This window comes from Pseudomonas sp. Leaf15 (assembly GCF_001421425.1).
GTDB lineage: Bacteria > Pseudomonadota > Gammaproteobacteria > Pseudomonadales > Pseudomonadaceae > Aquipseudomonas > Aquipseudomonas salomonii.
The window spans coordinates 67,346-90,452 of sequence record NZ_LMKI01000006.1; the positions used below are offsets into that span (position 1 = coordinate 67,346).

The window sequence follows — 23,107 nt, forward strand, 5'->3', positions numbered from 1 at the left end:
TAGTGGCCTGTTTGATCATCTGCCCGACCACCCACCCTGAGCAGGGCCAATACAGCGTGGCCCAGGAAGTACGGCGCCTGTCGGCGCTGTTCAGCCCGCTCAGTGAGTTCTCTGCCGAAGCATTGGCGACCGGCCATACGCTGAATAAAAAGCTCTACCTGACGTGCCCGGTGACCAATGCCAAGGTGTTGTTCGAAGACTTTGATGCAGTGGCGTTCTGTCCGCAATCCGATGACCTGAACGACGAACTTTATGACCCTTTGATGTCAGCGCCGATTCCGGCAGTTAACTTCAACTCGGATGTCTATGCCTTTTCAATGTTCTGTCGCGACATGAGCGTGCAGAAGTTCAAGCGCGAAGTCTATGAGTTGACCCCTGCAGAGCGCGGCCAACTTTACGAAGTGGTGTTACATGGTTGGCAGCGTATTGCCGAAAAAACCCTGGGTAACTACATCGCCATGACCGATGTTCAAAAGTGCCCGGTGTACTTGCATGACAATAATCGGTACTGGTTCGCCAACCATCAGGACCCGGCGTTTGCCGAATCGGTAAAGGCCTTGTACCGGCACGATATGCCGTTGATCTACGTGCCGAAGATATTTTGTGAATGGGAACAATATTTCGCCAGCGGGCGTATCCCGGACTTCAGCGAAACGGCCACGCCTGGCAGCCAGCACCTGGATACAGCTGAAACGACTCTTGAGGCCATTTGAAATGAGCAAGGACGCGATTATTTCCGGCAAAAAGTGGGTGTTTATCGGTTTTGGCTCGATCACCAAGGCGACCCTCGGGCTGCTGGTGAGCGCGCGTACATTCGAGCTTTCGTCGGTGGTGGTAATCGCCCCGCAGATCGAGCAGCACCAACCCTTTGTTGACCTCGGCGTGAGCTTTATCGACGTGGCGCTCACGCCCGAAAACCTTGGTGGCGTGCTACGCGACGTGGTGCGTCAGGGGGATTTCATCGTCAACCTGTCGGTGAATGTCAGCAGCGCCGACCTGATCCGCTTTGCCCATGCCCACGGCGCTCTGTACCTCGACACCTGCATTGAACCCTGGGCCGGCACCTATAACGAACCGAGCCTGAGCACCTCGCAGCGTTCCAACTACGCGTTGCGCGACCAGTTGCTGTCGCTGAGAAGTGAGCTGGGCCCCGGCCCGACAGCGGTGGTGACCCATGGCGCTAACCCGGGCCTGGTGTCGCACTTCGTCAAATCGGCCTTGCTGCAGCTCGCGGCGAAACTCGACGTGAGCGTCCCAGGCGGCCAGGAGGGCGTGGCCTGGGGCGAGCTGGCGATGGCACTGAACGTCAAGGTGATCCACATTGCCGAGCGCGACACTCAGCGCTCGTCACGCATCAAAACCGACGACGAGTTCGTCAACACCTGGTCCGTCGACGGCTTCGTCAGCGAAGCCGGGCAGCCTGCCGAACTGGGCTGGGGCTCCCACGAGAAAACCTGGCCACCGTTCGCCCATCATCATCTGTTCGGCTCCAATAACGCCATTTACCTGGAGCGCCCCGGCGCCTCGGTCTCGGTGAAAACCTGGACGCCCAACGGCGGGCCCTGCACCGGCCTGCTGATTACCCACAATGAAGCCATCTCGCTGCCCGACTTTCTGACCGTCAAAGTGGGCGAGACGCTGCTGTACCGGCCCACCGTGCATTACGCCTATCACCCTTGCGACGATGCGCTGTTGTCAGTGCATGAATATGTCGGCCGAGGCTGGAAGCTCCAGGACACCAAGCGAATCATGAACGACGAGATTGCCCCTGGTGGCGTCGATGCACTGGGCGTTTTGCTCATGGGCCACGCCCTGAATGCCTACTGGTACGGCTCGATCCTGAGCATCGACGAAGCGCGCCAGATTGCCCCGTTCAACACCGCCACCAGCCTGCAAGTGGCCGCCGGTGTGTACTCGGGTATTCTCTGGGCCATCGAAAACCCCGACCGTGGCATCGTCGAGCCGGAACAGATGGACCACCAACGCGTGCTGGAAATTGCTCTACCCTTCCTTGGCAGCCTCCAAGGCATCCAGACCGACTGGACGCCGCTGGACACCATCAATGCCCTGTTCCACAAGCCCGAAGGTGAGTTGTGCCCGTGGCAGTTCGAACACTTTACGGCGGTTTAAACAAGGCCTGTCACCCATGGAAAGCCCGAGCATCGAATACACCGACAAACAGCGCTGGTTTGCCCTGACCAAGATCAACACCCTCTCGGCACTCTCGCAGATCGTGCAGATCGGCACCGTCACGCCACTGCTGTCGCTGTCGCTGGAACAGCAAGGCGTGGAGCCGGCCAAAATCGGCGTGATTGTCAGCGCCTCCTGGCTGGCGATCCTGCTGCTGTACAAATGGGTACCGCGTTTGCTCGCCCACCTGGGGCTGGTCAAAACCAACATCCTCAGTGCACTGCTCACCGTTGGCGCGCTGATCGGCATGACCCTGACCCATCACCTGGGGCTGATTTTTGCGCTGAATTTTGTCCTCGGCATCGGCCTGATCCTGCGCTGGATCGCCTGCGACACCTGGATCGTCGCCGTCGCCTCCAAAGACGAACGCGGCCGCGCGATCGGCGTGCACGAAACCCTCATGGGCCTGGGCATCGCCGTCGGCCCTTTGCTGCTGGTGGTCTTCGGCGTCGGCAGCGCCACGCCTTACTACGCCTGCGCCGTCATCGTCCTGCTCTCCGGCCTACTGGCACTCACCCTCAAACCCTACGACACCCAACCACAAACCCCGGCAGAAAAACGCCACGGCAAATTATTCAGCCTCATCCCCACCGCACTCTGCGGCGCATTTATCGCCGGCTTCGCCGAAACCTCATCCGTATCATTCCTGGCCGGCTACAGCCTCTCGGCCGGCTACCTCCTCACCGCCGCAACCCTGCTGATCTCCGTCTTCGGCATCGGCGGCACCCTCCTGCAACTGCCCATCGGCTGGATGGCCGACCGCAGCTCCTACAAAATCGGCCAACTGGTTTGCGGGTTGGTCCTGCTGCTGGGCACATTCGCCATCCCGTTCAGCCAGCCGCTTCCCTGGTTGGCGACGCTTATCGTGTTTCTGTGGGGTGGCGCGATTGGCGGGATGAACACCTTGGCGGTGATCGAAGCGGGAGATCGGGTGGGGGAGCATCAGGTGTCTACGGCGATGACGGCAATTGCGATGTTTTATACGTTGGGGAGTGTGTTGGGGCCGATTGTTACGGGGGGGATGGTTTCTTATGTGAGTGGGCATGGGTTGATGATATCGGTGGGGGTGGTGGGGGTGGTTTTTGTGGGGGTGTTGGTGTTGCGTAGAGATCCGGTGCGGGGGTGATTGGGGGTGGGTTTCAGGTACAAAAAAAGACGTCTGTGGAGGTCTTTTTTTGTTGAGGTGGTGGGGCGGGGTAATCTGTGGACGTTGGATTCAGACTGGGTTTATTTCGAGTGAGCGAAGGTACGCTGAGGGTTGAAGGTTCTTAAGGCCGAGTTGCTGCATAGCGACTCGGCCTTTTGATTTTTGCTACTGCGAGGACGGTGATGTGTCGGTTGTGGGGTGCAGTACGGACAACACCCGCTCGATCAGTAATTCACCCAGCACGATTAATTGTTGACTACCCAAGAGCTTCTGACGGTTTTCGCCTTCGAGTTCGAAAGCCAGGTCAGTGGTGATGGCGTTCAGCGAGGCAAGGGTTTCGCTGGCTTGAATCAAGAGGGTTTCGGGGTCGATGTTTTGAGCGACCGTGAAAAGGCTCGCTGGAGGATTGGGGGTGATTTTTTTCATGGCGCAAACTCCTTGATTGGTGGAGTCGCCAGACATCGCTGCTAAACGAAGAGGGTGGCGACTGTACGCGGGTTAGCAGACCAGGAATCAAGGAACCCAGCGCACCCGAAAGTGCCCCACGCACAGCCGCCATAACGCAGTTCAGCGGATGCTGAACGGATGGTGGCGTTGCAGGCCTTGATATTAACCGAGCTGCTAAACCCGGTCGCTGATTTTGCAGCGACGGGAGGAGGTTAGCTGTGTAGGGGGAGTGGGAACAGTTCACCAATGGCGCGACATCTTGAAGGAAAAATCCGAAGGCCCGCTGGCTGGGGTTTCCAGCCTCCAGAAACAACAAAACCCGCACTGGGCGGGTTTTGTTGATGCTTCGAATTGGTGGGCCGGGGTAAGTTGAACTGCTGCTGTATATATATGATTTGTATGAATAATAGTTAGCATGTTTTGTTTGTGGAATACCGATTGGAATACGGTTTTAGTGAAAACTGCTCTGTTCAGGTTTTCTCTATGAGTCAATGTCATGAAGGAAAATTCGGAGTAGTAAATTTTTCGCCTCTATTTTTCTTCTCAAGATGCTTTGTGCAACCTAAGGCGTAGGTGGGGCAGAAGCGGTCAGGAGGGGGGGCAAGAAGGCAAGTAGGTATACCTGCTCGGCTAGACACCTTTAATGGCATTGGGCTACTTTGGCGACATGTGCATCGACAACAGGGATACGGTTATGATCACTGAGCTTCAAGCCAGCAAGTCCTGCTATTTCTACAAACAAAGCGCCCCTCTCACAGCTAAAGCAGTTAATCAGCTTTTTCGAGCGGTGCGGCAAGGTCAGATTACCCCTTCTAATAACCATTTTTGCTACGTCCGCCAGCCGCATGGTGACGCCCTTTGGTCGGCTGTATGTTTCCAGTTTGATCGTAAGCCAGCCTTCTTGGCCGATACCACCAAAGTGTTTGAAAAGGTGAGTGGCTACTTGCTGATTGTCGAGTACAGCGATCACATTGCGGTGTTCAAATCCCAACTGGATCTCACCCCGGCGTTTGTCAAAGCGCATCTCTTACGTATCAATTCTCAGGATATCGATACCGGGATAACCACCGAGGGCTCTGTATTCGGTCGAGTTCGGCTCCGGCATATGACGACCTCTAGACTAGCCCTGCGAGGGAAGACGCTTGAAGGGGAGAACCTTCTGAATAATGTTGGATTGACTTCATCCAGCCGTTTCGCGCCGCTCGGGTACAGCTTCCGCCACGACGGAGAGCATTTCTCCACCACCCCACGGACGGGACGCATTTCCCAGCGGTCTGACCGATCTGGCCATGAGCATCTGGTGGATTTTGCCACCGCAATTATCGACCAGATTACGGTCAATGCCGGCGCCGATTCTTCAGCCTTCCTGAGCACCTTTGCCCGACCTTTAGAGCTATCCCAATTAAGTGCACTGCCGACACAATTTGCGGTAGACACTGCACTCTTGCAGGAGAGCATTTTTGATGATGCCTCCGTACGATTCGTAAAGCCGAACGGTGCGGGCTATCGGGAGCTGGGACGCGTAGAGGTTGAAGCCATCATTCAGGATCTGACGTATGTTCTTACTGTTGAGCAGGCAGGGGGAAAGGCGTTGCTGAAGCATCCTGTGACAGGAGATGAGGTTGGCGGAATCGCGCTGAACAAAACTCGAATCGCATTGAGGAGCCTGGACGTCCCTTCGATCTCGGACGTCTCTGTCGAGAGTACACAGTATGTACTGGGAACAGATGAAAACCGCCTGCCGCTTAGACGCTTCATCGATCAAAACGACGCCTTCATTGTGTTGTTCGATCAACCTCAGTACGCCTATATCGACGGAAGCTTGTACCAGGACGACTCCCTCACGAGTGGAGGGGCTACTTTCTTGGGCTACCTATTCGCAAGTGAAGAGCTTGCTCACGTCACGGGTGAGAAGGGGACGTTCTCGGCAGCGCATACGACATTTGACGATACTTCAACCTTTGGGGCAATTCTTGGCCCTATTGCGGCAGAGGATGATGTCATCGTGTGTGACGATCTCAACGAAGAATGGGCTGACTTCATCGGATTCAGAACAGACCCAGCTTCCCCTCGGATCACCTTTTATCATGCCAAGCATGGGGCGCTTTCACTGGGTGCCAGCCCGTTCCATATTTCGGTCAGCCAGGCGCTGAAAAACCTGGGAAACCTGGCACTTCCAGAACCGAAAATGGCAGCGAAATTTGGGGTATGGGACCGCTGTTACAACAACGACAGACAAAGAACTAGGATCCAGCGAGTCTGTAGAGGGACCATGGCCGCCGTCCAAGCCGCAGTTACCCAGTGTCGTAGTGCTCCGCATACCATGAAGAGGGTAGCGATTGTGACGTCATCGCTCAGCAAAGCTGCCGTAGCGGCAGAATTTGACAGGATGAACGTCGGAGGGCGGGTTGACCCCTATTTTGTGCAGCTCTATTGGCTCCTCTCGTCTTACTTTGCCGCGTGTGCAGAGGTAGGGGCTTTCGGTTGTGTGATTTGCCAAGAGTGATCCCAGAGAAACTCGAGGCGAGGAGGCCGTTTCCCTTTTTTATTAGTCTGGGTCTTGATCGCCTAATGGGGGAGCCAGCTTTTTTTGGTAGTAGGATGTAATTTGTTTCAACGTGAGTATGAGCTTGGTTTAGGAAAGCCGCCTCTAATAACGGCCACTATAATCAGAATAATTGATTGGCCTGATTGATGGGCAAAGACTTTTATATCGTCTTCGATAACTCCGATGGGGGTCAATTTCTCAGAGGTTTCAAGTACGGAAAGTATAGCGATCCGTTTGCCAAACCCAATTGCATATGCGGCCGCTTGTTCAAAATATTTCGAAAAGTGTTCTGGCAGTAAAGCTTTCTTGTGCTCCACCTTCAATTCCAGAGGAATGCTGTGAAAGCTCAGGTCGGTTATACCTCCAGCGGCCTCGCCATGAGCTTGAAGGCTTTCTCCAATATCGCTGCGGTTACGCAACATTTCGGTCGCCTTGATTTGAAAAGCACGCTCAGAAGTCCCAGTCTCAAAGATTGCATCTCTCAGGGCTTGGCCAGCAATGTTCCCAATCCCTGAGAGTAAAACCATAGCGTTGGAAATGTCGTCAGGGTTAATCCCTGGTTGGCTTCTTAACTCGTTCCTTATTTTAAGAAGATATTGGTCGATACTTGAGAAACCGGTAAGAGGGTTGGCTACAACATCGCAGCCTTCTAGCAAAAGTCGTCTATGGCCTATCGTAGTGACCTTTTGCCGACCATTTATTTGGTCAAACTCAGCTGCGTAGAGAAACTCATAGGGCCGTGAGCCAAATGAGTGTGCGACTTCTAAAACTGCTCGACCAGTCGCCGTAAATGTGAATGGGTGTACGCCATCAGGTTTCGAGAATCTAAAGCTCGGAAGCCAATTTCGCTCTCTTGAGTCCATTGTCACTGGAGAGAGAGAAAGTGAGTGTGCGTCGTTTGGCCAATTTGACACTCTGACCTCAATGGCCAGATCGTATGATATTCCTGGTTTCAAATAATTCCAGTTTTTTGCAGGTTGGCCATCGATATCAAACTTTAGAAAGGCGATCGTGGAGTCGAGATTTTCAGCGGGTTGATCTGGTAGTTTAGTGTGTGGAATCGATAAGCCGCTGCTCCGGCTTTTCAAAAAAAGCGGTAGAGGGAGAGGCCAGTTGAGCAAATCTTTCTGTATGGCAAATAAGTCGCTTGGATTGACAAGGTTCTCCACTGTGGAAAAGAATTTTAGTAACCGGTCATTCATTGTGAAACTTAAACTGCGATCTATATCGGAAACATGAAGCTTCGCTGACTGCAAGAAACGTTGGGAGTCAGGTGCCGCAACGCGAATACTGTGTCGCCACTCTGCTAACAGTATGAATATTGTAGCCGCAGTGCAATGAGCCTTGTAATCGTCCACTGTGTCTGAGGATGTGAATGTTGCAAGATTGTCTTGCAACTTGGTACAGGCCGTATTTAATTCGGAGATTTCTCTGTGTGTTGGCTGTAGAACATCTTCAAGCGCCGACCAAATTTCAATTCTCAAAGAAAAAATTTGGTGGAAAATTTCTAGTTTTGGCTCTTGCCTCATTCTCTTTCTCCAGGTCAGATGTTAGTTTTTTCCAGTTGCTGAATAATTCTTTGTTGGTGATTCCGCTTTTGATGGTTTTTTCAATGCGGCTGGATGTGGAAACTAAACTAGCTTGTAGTAGCCAATGTGTCGCTCTGTCTTCATTAGGAATGTTTTCTGTTATTTTTAATAGGCAGCCCTCAGCAAGTTCCTGTAGCCCGGTGCTGCTTAGTGAGGCGACATACAGTAAAGCCTCGCTGAAGTTCGTTGGGTTGGAGAGGTCAAGGTTGTTGAATGCTGAAATTAAATCGTCTGAGCAGTTCCTGAGTTCGTTCTTGCTCGCGCGTAGTATAATGGCAGAAGCGGAATCGATAGAGATAGATCGGATATAATTATCCTGAATTGCTTTAGTCGCGACCTTTGTAAAATTCGGGGCGTTTTTTAAGCTGCGCCCTAGGTGTTCGATTGCGCGATATAGTGCACCCTGTTCAAGCCTTAAAGTAACTTCTGATAAAAACTTACCCGTTGATCCCTCTATTTGTTCTGCTGATATGCCAGTGGATATAAGTGTTTCAATGCAGTCGACCGTGAACTCATCCTGTTTGTTTGTATTTGAATAGTGGAGGATTAAGCTCCAAAGCTTATTTTGTATGATGGAAGAGTGTTCTTGGGGTAAGGGGTTGTGTCGTAAGGTGCGAACGGCAGCCTTGTGGACAATTATATAAGGGTCTGTTAAGAGAGCGGCCACTGATTCTATGAAGAGATTAGGGAAGTTTTCGATTAATTTTCTTGGGACTTTCTCCCATGCCTCAATGGCGGAGGCCCGGATGAAGCTATGTTCGTCCAAAATCGCGCGGTACCAATCCGATAGTATAAGATTTATACTTCGCACATCCGTGAGGAGTAAAGAGATAGCGCCGATCATCTTTCCGCGTAATAAAATTTGGTCGTTGGGCAAACCTCGGTAAAGTCGCAAAAAGTCTTCGATGCCTTCGACACCTTTAAAGTTTGCGCCTTTCGCTGCCCAACTGATTAGTGCTCCTTGTAACCTATCAATTGCCGAAAGTTTGTTCCTTTTGTCTATTTCAGAGAATAGATTTTCGGGAACATCAACAAGTCCTTTTTCTTGTTCGTCATCATGTATTCTCCCCAGCGTGGCAGCGGCCCCAATCATATCGTCGAAGTGAAAAGCGGCCAGTTCTTCAAAACGTTCTCGTGGATTAAGAAAGAAATGGGCGGCTTCACTTCCTGAGTCTGTAGGGCTTTGAACAGTGCTCCATAGTAGCCTTCTGAATGCTATTCGTTGTGCCTGGCCGATACGTGGAGCTTCATCATAGGGTTGATTAAGAACTGAGTAGTAGACTTTGCAGTATTCTTTCCGCCCTATTTCGTCATTGTCCGCGAGATAGGACTCAAGAAGCAGGTCGGTACTGGTCGGAGAAATTTCTAGAAGTTTTTCTGCAGCCTTACGTAAATAATAAATGGTTGCGCTGTCTTTCTTCTCGTTAGGGAATAATGTTCGCCTGCGCATAAGTTTCGAAATGACCGTTCTTGCGTGCAACAAGAGTAAGTCACTATCGTTGGTGGCAAGTATGATCTCTAGGGCATCCTGCACCGCGTCCGATCTTGGATCACTTAATAACTCTTTTATTTTTGAGCTGATTTCTGTTGATTTGGATGCGAAAAGTTGACGAATAGGTCTGCTGTCGAGGCTTTCTCGAACTACGGATCCGAATATTTGTCCAGGGGGAGCACCTAAGGCTAGTGTTGCAAAACGGTGTACTATCATTGGGAGATCCGTTGAGAGGATCGCCTCAGATTTAGACAGAACAATATCAACTGCATAGGTTGACATTTCACCCGCTTTTATCAATCGGATAGCGATTTGGAGCCGCTCCTCGTCTTGCAGCGAGGCTTTGAGTAAAGCTTTACCTGCTGAAATTGAATAAGGTAAGTTTCCACATAAGACATCGGGCAGTACATGTAGGATGATATTTCTAGTGAAGGTCTCAGGTGCTAGCTTTGCAAGCTGTTCGAGGCGAGGATCTTCACTATCGATTGAGTCCTGATCAAGTTCGTCCAGCAGGTCAAGGACGAAGCTTTCTTCTAATGAGGACTCGTGACGTAGTTTTGCCCGTGCTTGGCGTCTAAGATCTTGGTTTTGTTTTCTTAAATCTTCTTCCTTCTCACGTTCTTTTTTTCGGAGCTCAGCAGCTTGTTCCCTTGGTCCAATGAAGGCAGATATGTTGGGGAGCCCTACGTGAACACGTTTTGTACACCCTTTGCAGTTATTTATGTAGAAGTCATAAGCAGCATCTTCTAGTCGCCAACTTTGCATTGAGTGCGATTTGGAGTATTTGCATTGCATGCCCATGTGACCAATAGGGAGGTTGGTCATTTCTTCTATCATCCCCCTCCCACCACTCCTTGTGATTTCGGCGTGGAAACACCAGTTACGTACAAGTGTCATTGCCCGGAGATTGGCCTGGCCTGCTTCTATAGCTCTGCCAATCTCATCGTCGAAGTTTTCCATAGCGATTTCCAGGCCTTTTGTCAGCCTCGGTTGGTTGGCAACCCTCTACTTTCTCGTGATGTGGCACAGGAAAAAACGTGGGGGCTCGGTGTTTCTTCAGTAGCAAGATAATATCCCAACGCTGGGCACCAATGGAACGTCCAAGATATGTTGATCACATGGTGATGCGCAAAGCCGGCTTACCCATTCGCTGCCAGATCAAGATGGCGGTGAGTTGATAGTAATATCGAGTAGCCTCGGAGCGATCCTTCAAGTAGTGAGCTAGGAACCAACGCACATGTTTGCATTGCCAGGTCCAAGGGTTTTCGCGCTGCCATTGCTGCTGGATGGCAGCTTGCATGATTCGAGCTTGGCGTAGGTGTCGTCGCTGTGTGATCTGCGAGCCGGTCAGGGCACCACTCAGAAACATCTCCATTTCGAAGGGCTTGGTCACGTTCTTCCTCCTACATAGGCCGAAACCACATCAATTCTGTTATGCCCAAGCTCAATACTGATTTGCCGTCGTGCCTTCTGATCAAGACCGCGGTCAATGCGATAGCATCGGCCACCATTGATGGGCGCGGGGTGGCCCGTGAGCTGTGTGTAACGTTCGCAGGGGTACGCTGCTCGCAATTCATGAAACCCCTTCAACCCTTGTTCCTGAAGTAATTCACGAGCAGGGCGCGTTGTCTGTTGTAGGAACTTGGCGTAGCTTTCGTCTCGGGCTAACAAATTGCGGCTGCCGGTCGGCGAGGTATTACAAGCGATCAGCAGCGCCGCCTTCACCTCTTCATTGGCCTCGATCCAGCGCGGTGCTGAAGCCCCGGACCTGCCACCTTTGGTACCGTCCTGAATATTGATGCGACCTAAGCACTCAGCCTCACGTTGCAAGCGTGGCAAGTCAGCCAGGATGGCTTAGCGTAGGCGCATGCCGGTTGCGCGGGCCAAGCAGACAATAGCGGCTACGCGGTGGTGCTGCTGTTCGCTGTGGGGGCTGGGGTCAGACCACGTTTATTTTGAGTGAGGTAACGTACGGCTGAGAGCCGAAGATTCTTAAGGCCGAGTTGCTGCATAGCGACTCGGCCTTTTGATTTTTGCTATTGCGGGGACGGTGACGTGTCGGTTGTGGGGTGCATTACGACCAACACTCGCTCGATCAGTAACTCACCCAGCACGATTAATTGTTGGCTCCCCAAGAGCTTCTGACGGTTTTCACCCTCGAGCTCGAAAGCCAGGTCAGTGGTGATAGCGTTCAGCGAGGCCAGAGTTTCGCTGGCTTGAATCAGTAGGGTTTCGGAGTCGATGTCTTGAACGACCGTGAAAAGACTTGCCGGAGGATTCGGAGTGATTTTTTTCATGATGAAGCTCCCACACTGTTTAAGGAGCTGCCGCCCCCTGCTGTCAAACAGGATTGGGTGGCAGCTGTACGCGGGTTGACAGACCGGAAGTGTAGGAACCCGGCGCACCCGAAGATGCCCCACGCACAGCCGCCATGAACGAGACGGGATGCGTGAAGCATGCCGTTAAATCATGGGGTGTGAAAGGTTACACTTTTCGGCCTGTCAAAGCCGGTCGCTGATGAGCAGCGACGGGGGAACGTTAGCGTTGTGGTGGGGGCTGCGCCAGTTCACCAACGGCGCGACATCTTGAAGGAAAAATCCGAAGGCCCGCCGGCTGGGCTTTCCAGCCTCCAGAAACAACAAAACCCGCACTAGGCGGGTTTTGTCGATGCTTCGAATTGGTGGAGCCGGGGGGATTTGAACCCCCGTCCGCCAGTACTCCGCTGTCGGTACTACATGCGTAGCCGTTTCTATTAAGTTAACCCTCAGCGACCCGAAGGGCAGGGTGCTTTGGGCGAGTTGTGTAAGTTTTAGCCGCTTCGTCCACAACGTACTGCACGGCGATTCTGTTCTATATGACAATCACTTTGGGTTTACAGACATCCCCTGGTGATTGCTGGACCCGAAGGTACCAGAAGCTCAGGGCTAAGGCTGCTTACGCAGCGAGAGCGAATTCCTGGCCGTAGTTTTCGTCATTGGCAACTATAAGAAGTTGCAACAGTGGATTTACGAGTTCTGTTACCAACTCGGCATGCACCTAAAGTTTCGCGACCGGCGTCGAATCCTAAACGGCCCCGTGCTTGTAACTCGTTGTTTCTTAGTGAGTGACAAGCCTGTGCAGTGTACGCCAAACCGTCACGGAAGGCCAACCCGAAGGTTGGCCCTCAGCGAGTGAGCCGCTTATTGGCCGCCTTTGTCGCCGTTCTGCAGATCTTGCAGGGCCTTGGAGGTGATCTCGATGCATTTTTTGTCATCGCCAGCGGCGTGCGCGGCTTTGGCCTGGGACACGGCGGTGTCGATTTCGCCCTTTTTGCCACTGGTGTCGGTGGCGAGCAGGGCTTGGCCGTTGTTGATTTTATCCAGGTTGATTTTGCACAGGTCCGTCTCGCCGGCAGCAAAAACAGGCGAGGCCAACATTGCGGCGGTGATGAACAAGCCAGCAAGAGCAGTACGCTTCATGGGGTATCTCCTTGAGCAAATAAGGCTCGATGCTGCGCCGAGGCGGGGCAGCCAGCGAGGTCACGGGTGAGCCTCGTTCGCCGAGGCCTATTCAAATGACTGCGCCGGCGCGCAGGGGTTCTGTTTTATTTGCAGGTTTCATGGGCGCGGGCCTGGGTGACGCGGTCCACGAGGTACACCAGGCCGTGGTAATCAATGCCGCCATGCTGGCTCAGGCCGATCTCGCAGGTGCGGCTGGTGGAAATGCCTTCGCTGCAATGTTGCACTGCATCCTTGAGCGAGCGCAGTGAGTGGGCGTTGAGTTCCGGGGTGGTGAAGCCTTTATCGCCGGCGAAGCCACAGCAGTGAATGCCTTCCGGGATCACCACGGTGGTGGCGCAGCGCCGCGCAAGGTCGATCAAGGCCTGGCTTTCGCCCAGGTGCTGGGTGCTACAGGTGACATGCACGGCGATCGGGGCTTCTTGTGGGGTGAAGTCGAGGCGGTCCATCATGTGGGTGCGGATAAAGCGCACCGGGTCGTAGAGGTCCAGGCGGGTTTCGCCGAGGTCTTGCACCAGCCGCAGGGTGCAGGGGCTGGTGTCGCAGTAGATCGGGTCGAGGCCGCCACGGCTGGCGTGGAGCAGGGCGCCGATCAGTTCCTGGCGCTTGTGTTCGGCTTGTTCGGCGTAGCCTTTGGAGGCGAATGGCTGGCCGCAGCACAGGCTGTCCTGGTTGTCGGGGAACACGACTTGGTAACCGGCTTTTTCCAGCAGGCCGCGGGTTTTGTCGTACAGCGACATTTGCTCTTTGTCGTCGGCTGATGGGCCCATGGCGCGTGAGACGCAGGCGGCCAGGTAAACCACGCGCGGGCGCTCGTCAGTCACTGCCGGGCTGAAGCGGATGGCTTTTTCCGGCTGCGGCATGGCGTTGGTCCACTGCGGGATCTGCCCTTTGGACAGTTGCGTGACTTTGGCCGAGAGCTTCGCCAGGCGGGGCGCGCCCAGCAGCATGCGCGCACCATTGGCCACATGCAGGGTAAAGCGCGCACCTTGCATGGCCGTGGCGAAATGGCTGGCCAGCCAGTCGGCGGTTTTCGTACGGTCGGCGTCGCGGGCGCGCAGCTTTTTCACCAGGTCGCCGGTATTGATGCCCACCGGGCAGCGTTGCGCGCACAAGCCGGTGGCGGCGCAGGTGTCGATGCCTTGGTAGTGGTAGGCCGCTTCCAGTTCGGTGGTATCGACGCCTGCACGTCTCTTTGCCTGGATATCGCGCCAGATCACGATGCGCTGGCGCGGGCTGAGTGTGAGGCCTTTGGAAGGGCACACCGGCTCACAGAAACCACACTCGATGCACTTATCCACAAGCTCGTCGGCCGCAGGCAGCGGCTTAAGGTGCTTGAGGTGGATTTGCGGGTCTTCGCTCAGCACCACGTCGGGGTTGAGAATGCCGTTGGGGTCGAGCAGGCGTTTAAGCTGCCACATCAACTGGTAGGCATCGCTGCCCCATTCCAGCTCGACGAAGGGCGCCATGTTGCGGCCGGTGCCGTGTTCGGCTTTCAGTGAACCGCCAAATTCCACTGCCACAAGCTGTGCGACGTCGTCCATGAACGCCTGGTAGCGTGCGACTTCTTCCGCGCTGTTGAAGCCTTGGGTGAAGACGAAGTGCAGATTGCCTTCCAGGGCGTGTCCGAAAAGGATTGCTTCGTCGTAGTGATGTTTATCGAACAGCTCGATCAAGCGGTTTACGCCGATAGCCAGTTGCTCGACCGGGAAGGTCACGTCTTCGATGATCACCGTGGTGCCGGTTTTACGCACGGCACCGACGGCCGGGAAGGTGTCTTTGCGGATGGCCCACAGGCGGGCGTTTTCCAGCGGGTCCTGGGTGAAGTCGACCTGCTTTTCCACCGGGAAAGTGGCCAGTGACGCCATGATCAGCGCCAGTTGTTCCTGCAGCAGTGACGGCGACGCGGCACGGGATTCGATCAATAGCGCGCAGGCGTTTTCCGATAACTGCTGTACGAAAGCCGGCATGCCCGGTTTGTCCTGCACCGAGCGCATGCTGCGCCGGTCCAGCAGCTCAACGGCGGAGACAGGTTGGGTTTTGAGCACCGTCACGGCATTGCAGCAGGTTTCCACATCCGGGAACACAATCAGCGCTGAGGCCTTGTTCGGGTGGTCGATCACGGTGTCGTAGGTGACTGCGCTGATAAAACCGAGGGTGCCTTCGGAGCCCACCAGCAGATGGCTGAGGATATTCAGGGGCTCATCGAAATCCACCAAGGCGTTGAGTGACAGGCCGGTGGTGTTTTTCAGACGGTATTTGTGGCGGATTTTTGCAGCCAGTTCGGCGTTGGCCCGGGTCTCCCGGCCCAGCGTGGCCAGGCGTTCCAGTAATTCGCCATGCTGTTGGCGAAAGGCACTGACACTGGCCGCGTCCTCGGTATCCAGGCGGCTGCCATCAGCCAGTACCAGGCGGATGCCGGCCAGGGTGTGATAGGTGTTTTGCGCGGTGCCGCAGCACATGCCGCTGGCATTGTTGGCGACGATGCCGCCGATCTTGCAGGCGTTGATCGAGGCCGGGTCCGGGCCGATCTTGCGCCCGAACGGCGCCAGCCACGCATTGGCCTGGGCGCCGATCACGCCAGGTTGCAGGCGAATCTGCGTGCCTTGGCCACGAATTTCGCGGCCGTTCCAATTGTCACCCAGCACGATCAGCACCGAGTCGCTGATGGCCTGGCCGGACAAGCTGGTGCCGGCTGCGCGGAAGGTCACGGGTACGCGGTCGCGCTGGGCCAGATGCAGCAGAGCCACGACTTCATCTTCCGACTCCACGCGAACCACCAGCTGTGGGATCAGTCGGTAAAAGCTGGCGTCAGTGCCGAAGGCGAGGGTGGAAAGAGGGTCGTCGAAGCGACGATCTTTCGGGATCAGTTGTGCGACGTCGCTCAGGAAAGCAGCAGGCAGGCTCATCGGTCCTCCAGAAATAGCTGACGCCGGAACCGTTGTCCGGCGTCGATTCTTACCCTACTTACGTGCAGGCTTTTAGTGCACCAGCATACCGGTGAACCAGTAGGCCTGCGCCAGCGTGATCAGCCCGACGATGGTGGCAAAAAACAGGCTGTGCTTGAGGGTAAAGCGGAACAGGTCGGACTCTTTGCCCACCAGGCCGGTGGCGGCGCAGGCCACGGCGATCGACTGTGGCGAGATCATCTTGCCGGTCACGCCGCCGCTGGTGTTTGCTGCGACCAGCAAGGTGTCGTTGACGCCGATCTGATGCGCCGTGGTGGCTTGCAGCGAGCTGAACAGGGCGTTGGACGAGGTGTCGGAGCCTGTCAGGAAAACCCCCAGCCAGCCGAGGAACGGCGAGAAGAACGGGAACGCAGCGCCGGTGCCGGCCAATACCAAAGCCATGGTCGAGGACATGCCGGAGTAGTTGGTGACGAAGGCAAACGCCAGCACCATGCCGATGGACAGGATCGGCCAGCGCAGTTCGTAGAAGGTCTCTTTTAAAGTGGTAAGACCAGTCTTGAGGTCGATTTTCAGCACCAGCATCGAAATCAGTGCCGAGAAGAAAATCGCGGTACCGGTGGCTGAAATCGGGTCCAGCTTGAACACGGCCGGAATCGCCGTGGGGTTGGTGACGATCGGGGCGACCTTGATGACCAATTGGTCCAGGTGCGGGATCGCGAAGTTGAACACCCAGCTGTACATCGAGCCGCCGGCGGCGAACATCGCCTTGAACGGCTTGAGCGTCCAGATAGTGACCAGCACGGTGAGGATCAGGAACGGCGACCAGGCTTTGAAAATCTGCCCCAGGCTGTAAGGCGAGGCGACGGTTTGGCGTGGTTGACCGAAGCCGCCGGCGCTGGCGGTGACCGCTGCGGCGGAGGTGGCGCCGGCAATTTGTGCGCCGGCGCTGCGTTTGGGCTGCCAGACTTTCAGGAACAGGGTCAGCGCTACCAGGCTGGCCAGGGCCGAGGTGATGTCCGGCAGCTCCGGGCCGATGAAGTTGGAGGTGAAGTATTGGGTGACGGCAAAACTCAGGCCTGCTACCAGTGCGGCTGGCCAGGTTTCGCGAACGCCGCGCAGGCCGTCCATCATGAACACCAGCCAGAACGGCACAAACAATGACAGCAGCGGCAACTGGCGGCCGGCCATGGCGCCGATCTTGAACGAGTCGATACCGGTGACTTGCCCGGCGACGATAATCGGAATACCCAGCGCGCCGAACGCCACCGGCGCGGTGTTGGCGATCAGGCACAGGCCGGCGGCGTACAGCGGGTTGAACCCCAGGCCGACCAGCAGCGCGGCGGTAATCGCCACGGGTGCGCCGAAACCGGCCGCACCTTCGAGGAAGGCGCCGAAGCAGAAACCAATCAACAGCACCTGCAAGCGCTGGTCATCGGTAATCGACAGGACCGAGCTGCGGATGATTTCAAACTGCCCGCTCTTGACCGTCAGTTTGTAGAGGAATACGGCGGCGACGATGATCCAGGCGATGGGCCACAGGCCGTAGGCAAACCCGTAACCGGCGGCGGCCAAGGCCATGTCTACCGGCATCTGGAACGCAAAAATAGCCACCAGGATCGACAGCCCCAGGGTGATGCTGCCTGCCACGTGGCCTTTGAGGCGGAACACCGCCAGTGCCAGGAAGAAAAATACGATCGGGATAACGGCGGCCAATGCGGACAGGCCGAGGCTGCCGAGTGGGCTGTAGAGCTGTTGCCAGGTTTGCATAATGGGGTGGCCCCTGATTGTTGTTGTTTGGTCAGCTTGGATAATTGGTAATACCAATTTACAGTCGCTTTCGGCTAGAGTAAAAGCCTTGGCAGGGGTGTGTCAATTTGCCGCCCACGAAACTTTGGTCGTAGCGGTGTGGGTGGGGTGATCTGGTTGGGTGAATCGAAGGCGTTCTGATAGGTGCCGCAAGCGCGGCGATAGGCGAGAATAGAGGGCCTGGCGAGTGGTCGGGTTTGTGGAGAGTGAGTTATGGGGTTTGATCAGGTGCGTCAGCGCCGTTTGTCTGACGATATTGTCGAGCAGCTTGAGGGCATGATCCTCGAAGGCACGCTCAAGTCGGGCGAACGCTTGCCAGCCGAGCGCGCTTTGGCTGAACAGTTTGGCGTGTCGCGCCCTTCGCTGCGTGAGGCGATCCAGAAGCTCGCGGCCAAGGGGTTGTTGGTCAGCCGTCAGGGCGGCGGTAACTATGTGGCGGATTCTCTGGGTTCGACCTTCAGTGATCCGTTGCTGCACCTGCTGGAAAATAATCCGGAGGCTCAGCGGGATTTGCTGGAGTTTCGTCAGACCCTGGAAGCGTCCTGCGCTTACTACGCCGCATTGCGTGCCACTGAGGTCGACCGCGAGCGGCTGACCGCAGCGTTTGAGGCACTGCAGGATTGCTACACCCGTGCTGATGAAGTCAGCCGGCTGGAAGAGGGCGCGGCGGATGCACGGTTTCACTTGGCCATCGCTGAAGCCAGCCATAACGCCGTGTTGCTGCACACCATTCGTGGCCTGTTCGATTTGCTCAAGCGTAACGTGGTGACCAATATCGGTGGCATGTACCAGCAACGCACAGAAACCCGTGACATGTTGATCAGCCAGCATCGGGATTTGTATTTGGCGATTATCGAAGGGCGCGCCGAGCAGGCGCGGGACGTCTCAACACGTCACCTGCTGTACGTGCAGGAAGTGTTGGAGGAGGTGCGTCAGGAGGTCCAGCGCGTGGCTCGGGCGGAGCGACGTAAAGGGATGTAGCCCGCGTGGGGCTACACCGTCACAAGGATTACTCTTCCTTGCCCTTGTTGCGCACGGCGCGATGCAACTCACGGTTGGAGTCGCGCTCACGCTCGGTATCGCGCTTGTCGTATTCCTTCTTGCCCTTGCCCAGCGCGATCTCGCACTTGACCAGGTGCTTGCTCCAGTACCAGGACAGGCAGATGCAGGCATAGCCTTTCTGCTGTACGGCAGCCGCGAGCTTTTCCAGTTCGCGGGCGTTGAGCAACAGCTTGCGCGTGCGCACCGGGTCGGCAATCACGTGGGTGCTCGCGGTGGTCAGCGGGGTGATATGACTGCCCAGCAGCCATGCCTCGCCATCTTTGAGCAATACGTAGCTGTCGACCAGTTGCAGCTTGCTGGCGCGCAGACTTTTTACTTCCCAGCCGGCCAGGACCAGACCAGCCTCGAACCGATGTTCGATGAAGTAATCGTGTCGCGCCTTTTTATTTTGCGCGATGGTCCCTGTGGGGTGTTTCTTTTGTTTAGCCATAGGGGCGGCATTATAGGGAGTTGCGAGCGTGTCGGCTACGGTCAACCTGCGTGCTTGAGCGTGTTGGACGAATCCCGGACAATACCGGCAGTTCTCTGGTTTTTTTCTCTCGCGGATCGGGCTGTTCTTTCGCGATGTTTGCCTCAAGCAGTGGAAGTAACGCTCACATGACGACGCATATTCAACGTTCGGCTTTATTGCCTTATCCGGCGCAGGCGCTCTATGACCTGGTCAATGACGTAGCGCGTTACCCGGAGTTCCTGCCTTGGTGCTCAACCGCCGACGTGCTGGAAAGCAGCGATGAGCATATGGTCGCCAGTGTCGGGGTGGCCAAGGGTGGGCTTAGCCAGCATTTTGTAACGCGCAATGTGTTGGTGCCGGGCAAATCCATTGAGATGAACCTGCAGGAAGGGCCGTTCACTCAGTTGCATGGGGTATGGGTATTCAAGGCGTTGACCGACAAGGCCTGCAAGATCAGCCTGGACCTGTCCTTTGATTACGCTGGCCCGATTGTGCGGGCGACCCTGGGGCCTTTGTTCAACCAGGCGGCTAATACCCTGGTGGATGCGTTTTGCCAGCGAGCCAAACAACTGCATGGTTGAGATTGAAGTGGTGTACGCCGCCGAGGATCGCCAGGTCTTGCTGGCGGTGACGGTGCCTGCGGGTACTAGCCTGAAGGCTGCGGTGCTGGCGTCGGGGATTGCTGAGCAGTGTCCAGGCTTGGTATTAGCGGATTGCCCGCTGGGCATATTCGGCAAAGTGGTCGCCGATGCGCACGTGCGAGTTGCGCAGCCAGGTGATCGAATCGAGATTTACCGGCCCTTGCTGGCAGACCCCAAGGAAGTGCGCAGGCTGCGTGCGGCCAAGGCGGCCTTGGCGCGGCAGCAGAACCCATAAGGCTGCCAATCGGCAGGGCAATAAAAAGCCCGGCATGCCGGGCTTTTTATCGAGCGCCGCACAATTACTGCGGGCTGGTGTCCAGAGGTTGGGGCGTCGGGACAGGGACGGTCTGCACGCCGTCGACGTCCTTCTGGATCTGATCCAGCAAGGAGCCAGGCTTGGCCGGCACTTCGGACTTAGGCTTCTCTGCTTCCTGCGCTGGCGCAGTTACATTGGTACCGTTGTCCTTGCCGAGCAAGGCTTCATCACGGCTTACGCCGGGCATGAAGTCACCGGACAGGCTCACAAGCTGGTCATTGCCATTGAAGATGACACTGACGCGTTCCTGCTGGCGCTCACCGCCACCTGGCTGGATGCTGTAGAGATAATCCCAGCGATCGGCATGAAAAGTGTCGGTCAGCAGGGGGTTGCCCATAATAAACCGTACTTGCCGTCGGGTCATTCCCGGGCGTAACTGGTCTATCATGTCCTGCGTGACGACATTGCCCTGCTGGATGTCGATTTTGTAAACCCCGGGGAATGAACAACCGGCGAGTGCGAGCAGTCCCACAAGGGTGAAACTGGTTAGCAAGAGCTTGGTGTTTTGCATCGGTGGGCGACTTCCACTATCTTGGCTGGGACAACGTAAACGCCGATCATACCCGTATTAAGAGAAGCTGCGAAGCAGCATCCGCGAGAAAGCTAACCATGGTTGAAAATAGCGAACTACGCAAAGCCGGTCTTAAAGTGACTCTGCCACGAGTCAAGATTCTACAAATGCTCGATTCTGCTGAGCAGCGCCACATGAGTGCCGAGGATGTTTACAAGGCGCTGATGGAGTCTAACGAGGACGTTGGCCTGGCCACGGTTTACCGTGTGCTGACCCAGTTTGAAGCCGCAGGGCTGGTGGTTCGTCATAATTTCGACGGCGGTCATGCAGTGTTCGAATTGGCTGACGGTGGTCATCACGATCACATGGTTGACCTGGATACCAATGAGGTTATCGAGTTCACCAGCCCGGAAATCGAGAAGCTCCAGCACCAGATCGCTGAGCAGCATGGATTCGATTTGGTGGACCATAATCTGGTCCTGTACATCCGTAAGAAAAAGTAAAAATCGACACAGATTTGCTCTGTGAAACGATAGAAGGCGACCCCAGGGTCGCCTTCGTGCTTTCTATAAGAGAGAAAATAGAGCGAAAAAGCTCGATTCAGGCCTTGGCAGCCACCACCATTTTCTTCGCGTGGGCCAGCGACTCTTTCGTCAGGTCGATACCGCCCAACATCCGCGCCACCTCTTCTACCCGCTCCGATTTGTTCAATTTGGACACGGCCGTATGCGTCGCATCGCTGCCGCGCACTTTGTGTACAAATAAATGCTGATGCCCTTGGGCGGCCACTTGCGGCAAGTGAGTCACGGTGAGTACCTGGCCACGTTCGCCAAGGCGGCGCAGCAGTTGGCCGACAATCTCCGCCGTCGGCCCACCGATCCCCACGTCCACTTCGTCGAATACCAGCGTGGGTACCCGTGAGGTTTGGGCAGTAATCACCTGAATCGCCAGGCTGATTCGCGACAGCTCACCGCCGGACGCCACTTTCGCCAGTGCCTTGAGCGGCTGGCCAGGGTTGGCGCTGACCAGCAGCTCCACTTGTTCCAAACCATGGGGTTGCAGTTCGTTGCTGGTGTTGGCGTGCAGCTCAATGGTGAAGCGCCCGCCGGGCATGCCCAGGCGCTGAATTTCCTGCTCTACGGCGCTGGCCAGGCTGGTAGCGGCTTGCTGGCGCAGGTCGCTGAGTTCGCGGGCTTTTTCCTGGTAGTGGCGGGCGAAGGAGGCGAGTTCATCGCCCAGCCGTTCAATCGACTCATCGTTGGCGTTGAGGGTTTCGATCTCATCCAGCAGCTTTTGCTGCATCGTCGCCACTTCGGTCGGCTGGATACGGTGTTTGCGCGCCAGGGTATAGATAGTGTCCAGGCGCTCTTCGATTTCTTGCAGGCGCGCCGGGTCGGCGTCGAAGTGATCGAGGAAGCGATTCAGTTCGCCTACGGCTTCTTCTACCTGGATCTGCGCACTGGTCAGCAGGGTGGTGGCCTCGCTCAAGGAGCCCGACCCGCTGTTCACGCTTGATAGGCGGTTGAGGCTGGCGGTGAGTGCATTGAGTACATTGCCCGAATCACTTTCGCTGCATTGCTCCACCACTTGCCGGCAGATACCCAGCAGGGTTTCGGCGTTGGTCAGGTTTTTGTGTTCCTGCTCCAGTTGCTCCAGCTCGGTTTCGCCAAGGCCCAGGCTCTCCAGCTCTTCAAGCTGATAGCTGAGCAGTTGATGGCGAGCGCGTTGTTCGTCGCCGGAGTTGGAGAGTCGCTCGAGCTCCTGGCGGGTTTGCCTCCAGCGCTGGGCGGCAAGCTGCACCTGGCGCGCCAGGTCGGTGGCGCCGGCGTATTCGTCGAGCAGGCGGCGATGGGTGTCGGTTTTCAGCAGGGATTGGTGTTCGTGCTGGCTGTGGATATCGATCAGCAACTCGCCCAGTGCCTTTAAATCGCCGAGCGGGCAGGGTGTGCCATTGATGTAGCCGCGTGAACGACCTTCCGCCGTGATGACGCGGCGCAGGATGCACGGGCCTTCATTATTAAGGTCGCGCTCGGCCAGCCAGGCCTCGGCTTCGGGAATATCGGCGAGGTCGAAAGTGGCGAGGATGTCGGCCTTGTCTGCGCCTGGGCGTACCACGCCACTGTCGGCGCGGTCGCCCAGGGTCAGACCCAGGGCGTCGAGCATGATCGATTTGCCGGCGCCGGTTTCGCCTGTGATTACGCTCATCCCGCGATCCAGTTCGAGGTCCAGGTGTTCAACGATGGCGTAGTTATGTACGGACAGGTGCACCAGCATGACGGCCGCTCCCAGGCTTTAGGTCTGGTTATTTATACAGTGTTTTATTCAGCGCTGACAATCCTGATGCTTAGCTCAATTTGCTTGAGTAGAAGTATTTTTTAGCGCAAAGCGCAATGACGCTGCCGGAATTGACCCAGAGCAACTGAAAGACTTTTGGTAACGCCTGCGCCCTTGAACCTGAAAATTGTGGCCCCATATACCGGAACAGAAGCGCGAGTTGAGTT

The 23,107-nt window shown here is 55.8% G+C and carries 19 protein-coding genes, 1 other RNA gene and 1 pseudogene; 8 read left to right on the plus strand and 13 right to left on the minus strand.

Going from position 1 to position 23,107, the window contains the following annotated elements; genetic code table 11:
- The first annotated feature begins 2 nt into the window (after positions 1 to 2).
- Genes ASE80_RS06865 through ASE80_RS06875 form a run of 3 tightly spaced genes read left to right on the plus strand, consistent with a single transcriptional unit; the run spans position 3 to position 3,316 of the window.
- Entirely contained in the window at positions 3 to 713 is a 711-nt protein-coding gene (locus ASE80_RS06865; protein WP_056858258.1) for a hypothetical protein, read from the plus strand.
- 1 nt (position 714) lies between these two features.
- On the plus strand, positions 715 to 2,130 hold the full coding sequence (locus ASE80_RS06870) for a saccharopine dehydrogenase C-terminal domain-containing protein (RefSeq protein WP_056858259.1): 1,416 nt from the start codon (positions 715 to 717) through the stop codon (positions 2,128 to 2,130).
- A gap of 16 nt (positions 2,131 to 2,146) precedes the next feature.
- Complete coding sequence (locus ASE80_RS06875; RefSeq protein WP_056858260.1) at positions 2,147 to 3,316, plus strand: MFS transporter; 1,170 nt, start codon at positions 2,147 to 2,149, stop codon at positions 3,314 to 3,316.
- 186 nt (positions 3,317 to 3,502) lie between these two features.
- On the opposite strand, the gene ASE80_RS06880 is transcribed toward ASE80_RS06875, so the two are convergent.
- Entirely contained in the window at positions 3,503 to 3,763 is a 261-nt protein-coding gene (locus ASE80_RS06880) for a DUF6124 family protein (RefSeq protein ID WP_056858261.1), read from the minus strand.
- A 715-nt stretch (positions 3,764 to 4,478) separates the two neighbouring features.
- Here ASE80_RS06880 and ASE80_RS31220 point away from each other — a divergent pair.
- The gene (locus ASE80_RS31220) at positions 4,479 to 6,290 is read left to right on the plus strand and encodes a hypothetical protein (RefSeq protein ID WP_201784826.1); all 1,812 of its coding nucleotides are present in this window, start codon (positions 4,479 to 4,481) and stop codon (positions 6,288 to 6,290) included.
- A 107-nt stretch (positions 6,291 to 6,397) separates the two neighbouring features.
- Here the strand turns inward: ASE80_RS31220 and ASE80_RS06890 are convergent, their stop codons facing one another.
- The 9 genes and pseudogenes from ASE80_RS06890 to ASE80_RS06920 form a co-directional block, all read right to left on the minus strand.
- Entirely contained in the window at positions 6,398 to 7,861 is a 1,464-nt protein-coding gene (locus ASE80_RS06890; RefSeq protein WP_056858262.1) for a hypothetical protein, read from the minus strand.
- Entirely contained in the window at positions 7,806 to 10,373 is a 2,568-nt protein-coding gene (locus ASE80_RS06895) for a hypothetical protein (protein ID WP_056858263.1), read from the minus strand. Before ASE80_RS06895 ends, ASE80_RS06890 begins: the two co-directional genes overlap by 56 nt.
- A 154-nt stretch (positions 10,374 to 10,527) precedes the next feature.
- The gene (locus tag ASE80_RS06900; RefSeq protein ID WP_056858264.1) at positions 10,528 to 10,806 is read right to left on the minus strand and encodes a hypothetical protein; all 279 of its coding nucleotides are present in this window, start codon (positions 10,804 to 10,806) and stop codon (positions 10,528 to 10,530) included.
- A pseudogene (locus ASE80_RS29920) lies at positions 10,803 to 11,336 on the minus strand (integrase domain-containing protein); the annotation flags it as partial. The gene ASE80_RS06900 and the pseudogene ASE80_RS29920, both read right to left, overlap by 4 nt.
- A gap of 113 nt (positions 11,337 to 11,449) precedes the next feature.
- Entirely contained in the window at positions 11,450 to 11,710 is a 261-nt protein-coding gene (locus ASE80_RS06905; RefSeq protein ID WP_056858265.1) for a DUF6124 family protein, read from the minus strand.
- Between the two features lie 381 nt (positions 11,711 to 12,091).
- Positions 12,092 to 12,488, minus strand: a transfer-messenger RNA (tmRNA) gene (ssrA, locus tag ASE80_RS29925).
- A 104-nt stretch (positions 12,489 to 12,592) separates the two neighbouring features.
- Positions 12,593 to 12,871, minus strand: a complete 279-nt coding sequence (locus ASE80_RS06910) for a hypothetical protein (protein ID WP_056858266.1) — start codon at positions 12,869 to 12,871, stop codon at positions 12,593 to 12,595.
- 125 nt (positions 12,872 to 12,996) lie between these two features.
- The gene (locus ASE80_RS06915; RefSeq protein ID WP_056858267.1) at positions 12,997 to 15,819 is read right to left on the minus strand and encodes an FAD-binding and (Fe-S)-binding domain-containing protein; all 2,823 of its coding nucleotides are present in this window, start codon (positions 15,817 to 15,819) and stop codon (positions 12,997 to 12,999) included.
- Positions 15,820 to 15,891: 72 nt separating this feature from the next.
- A complete protein-coding gene (locus ASE80_RS06920; RefSeq protein ID WP_056858268.1) occupies positions 15,892 to 17,586 on the minus strand; it encodes a lactate permease LctP family transporter in 1,695 nt (564 codons plus the stop codon).
- Positions 17,587 to 17,838: 252 nt separating this feature from the next.
- Here ASE80_RS06920 and ASE80_RS06925 point away from each other — a divergent pair, with 252 nt between their 5' ends.
- The gene (locus ASE80_RS06925) at positions 17,839 to 18,606 is read left to right on the plus strand and encodes a GntR family transcriptional regulator (protein WP_056858269.1); all 768 of its coding nucleotides are present in this window, start codon (positions 17,839 to 17,841) and stop codon (positions 18,604 to 18,606) included.
- A gap of 28 nt (positions 18,607 to 18,634) precedes the next feature.
- Here ASE80_RS06925 and smpB read toward each other — a convergent pair whose 3' ends face one another.
- Positions 18,635 to 19,117, minus strand: coding sequence for an SsrA-binding protein SmpB (smpB, locus tag ASE80_RS06930; RefSeq protein WP_003176160.1), 483 nt, complete (start codon positions 19,115 to 19,117; stop codon positions 18,635 to 18,637).
- A gap of 167 nt (positions 19,118 to 19,284) precedes the next feature.
- Here smpB and ASE80_RS06935 point away from each other — a divergent pair, with 167 nt between their 5' ends.
- Both ASE80_RS06935 and ASE80_RS06940 read left to right on the plus strand, forming a co-directional pair.
- Entirely contained in the window at positions 19,285 to 19,719 is a 435-nt protein-coding gene (locus tag ASE80_RS06935) for a type II toxin-antitoxin system RatA family toxin (protein WP_056858270.1), read from the plus strand.
- Positions 19,712 to 20,014, plus strand: coding sequence for an RnfH family protein (locus ASE80_RS06940; RefSeq protein WP_056858271.1), 303 nt, complete (start codon positions 19,712 to 19,714; stop codon positions 20,012 to 20,014). Before ASE80_RS06935 ends, ASE80_RS06940 begins: the two co-directional genes overlap by 8 nt.
- A 64-nt stretch (positions 20,015 to 20,078) precedes the next feature.
- On the opposite strand, the gene ASE80_RS06945 is transcribed toward ASE80_RS06940, so the two are convergent.
- Positions 20,079 to 20,606, minus strand: a complete 528-nt coding sequence (locus ASE80_RS06945) for an outer membrane protein assembly factor BamE (protein ID WP_017139267.1) — start codon at positions 20,604 to 20,606, stop codon at positions 20,079 to 20,081.
- 98 nt (positions 20,607 to 20,704) lie between these two features.
- Here ASE80_RS06945 and fur point away from each other — a divergent pair, with 98 nt between their 5' ends.
- A complete protein-coding gene (fur, locus tag ASE80_RS06950) occupies positions 20,705 to 21,109 on the plus strand; it encodes a ferric iron uptake transcriptional regulator (protein ID WP_017139266.1) in 405 nt (134 codons plus the stop codon).
- A gap of 97 nt (positions 21,110 to 21,206) precedes the next feature.
- On the opposite strand, the gene recN is transcribed toward fur, so the two are convergent.
- Positions 21,207 to 22,880: a DNA repair protein RecN gene (gene recN, locus ASE80_RS06955; RefSeq protein ID WP_017139265.1), complete on the minus strand. Its 1,674-nt coding sequence runs from the start codon at positions 22,878 to 22,880 to the stop codon at positions 21,207 to 21,209.
- Positions 22,881 to 23,107: the final 227 nt, after the last annotated feature.

Coding starts and splice junctions, on each gene's coding strand:
- ASE80_RS06870 (WP_056858259.1), top strand. CDS start 715: ATGAGCAAGGACGCGATTATTTCCGGCAAAAAGTGGGTGTTTATCGGT.
- ASE80_RS06875 (WP_056858260.1), top strand. CDS start 2,147: ATGGAAAGCCCGAGCATCGAATACACCGACAAACAGCGCTGGTTTGCC.
- ASE80_RS06880 (WP_056858261.1), bottom strand. CDS start 3,763: ATGAAAAAAATCACCCCCAATCCTCCAGCGAGCCTTTTCACGGTCGCT.
- ASE80_RS31220 (WP_201784826.1), top strand. CDS start 4,479: ATGATCACTGAGCTTCAAGCCAGCAAGTCCTGCTATTTCTACAAACAA.
- ASE80_RS06890 (WP_056858262.1), bottom strand. CDS start 7,861: ATGAGGCAAGAGCCAAAACTAGAAATTTTCCACCAAATTTTTTCTTTG.
- ASE80_RS06895 (WP_056858263.1), bottom strand. CDS start 10,373: ATGGAAAACTTCGACGATGAGATTGGCAGAGCTATAGAAGCAGGCCAG.
- ASE80_RS06905 (WP_056858265.1), bottom strand. CDS start 11,710: ATGAAAAAAATCACTCCGAATCCTCCGGCAAGTCTTTTCACGGTCGTT.
- ASE80_RS06910 (WP_056858266.1), bottom strand. CDS start 12,871: ATGAAGCGTACTGCTCTTGCTGGCTTGTTCATCACCGCCGCAATGTTG.
- ASE80_RS06915 (WP_056858267.1), bottom strand. CDS start 15,819: ATGAGCCTGCCTGCTGCTTTCCTGAGCGACGTCGCACAACTGATCCCG.
- ASE80_RS06920 (WP_056858268.1), bottom strand. CDS start 17,586: ATGCAAACCTGGCAACAGCTCTACAGCCCACTCGGCAGCCTCGGCCTG.
- ASE80_RS06925 (WP_056858269.1), top strand. CDS start 17,839: ATGGGGTTTGATCAGGTGCGTCAGCGCCGTTTGTCTGACGATATTGTC.
- smpB (WP_003176160.1), bottom strand. CDS start 19,117: ATGGCTAAACAAAAGAAACACCCCACAGGGACCATCGCGCAAAATAAA.
- ASE80_RS06935 (WP_056858270.1), top strand. CDS start 19,285: ATGACGACGCATATTCAACGTTCGGCTTTATTGCCTTATCCGGCGCAG.
- ASE80_RS06940 (WP_056858271.1), top strand. CDS start 19,712: ATGGTTGAGATTGAAGTGGTGTACGCCGCCGAGGATCGCCAGGTCTTG.
- ASE80_RS06945 (WP_017139267.1), bottom strand. CDS start 20,606: ATGCAAAACACCAAGCTCTTGCTAACCAGTTTCACCCTTGTGGGACTG.
- fur (WP_017139266.1), top strand. CDS start 20,705: ATGGTTGAAAATAGCGAACTACGCAAAGCCGGTCTTAAAGTGACTCTG.
- recN (WP_017139265.1), bottom strand. CDS start 22,880: ATGCTGGTGCACCTGTCCGTACATAACTACGCCATCGTTGAACACCTG.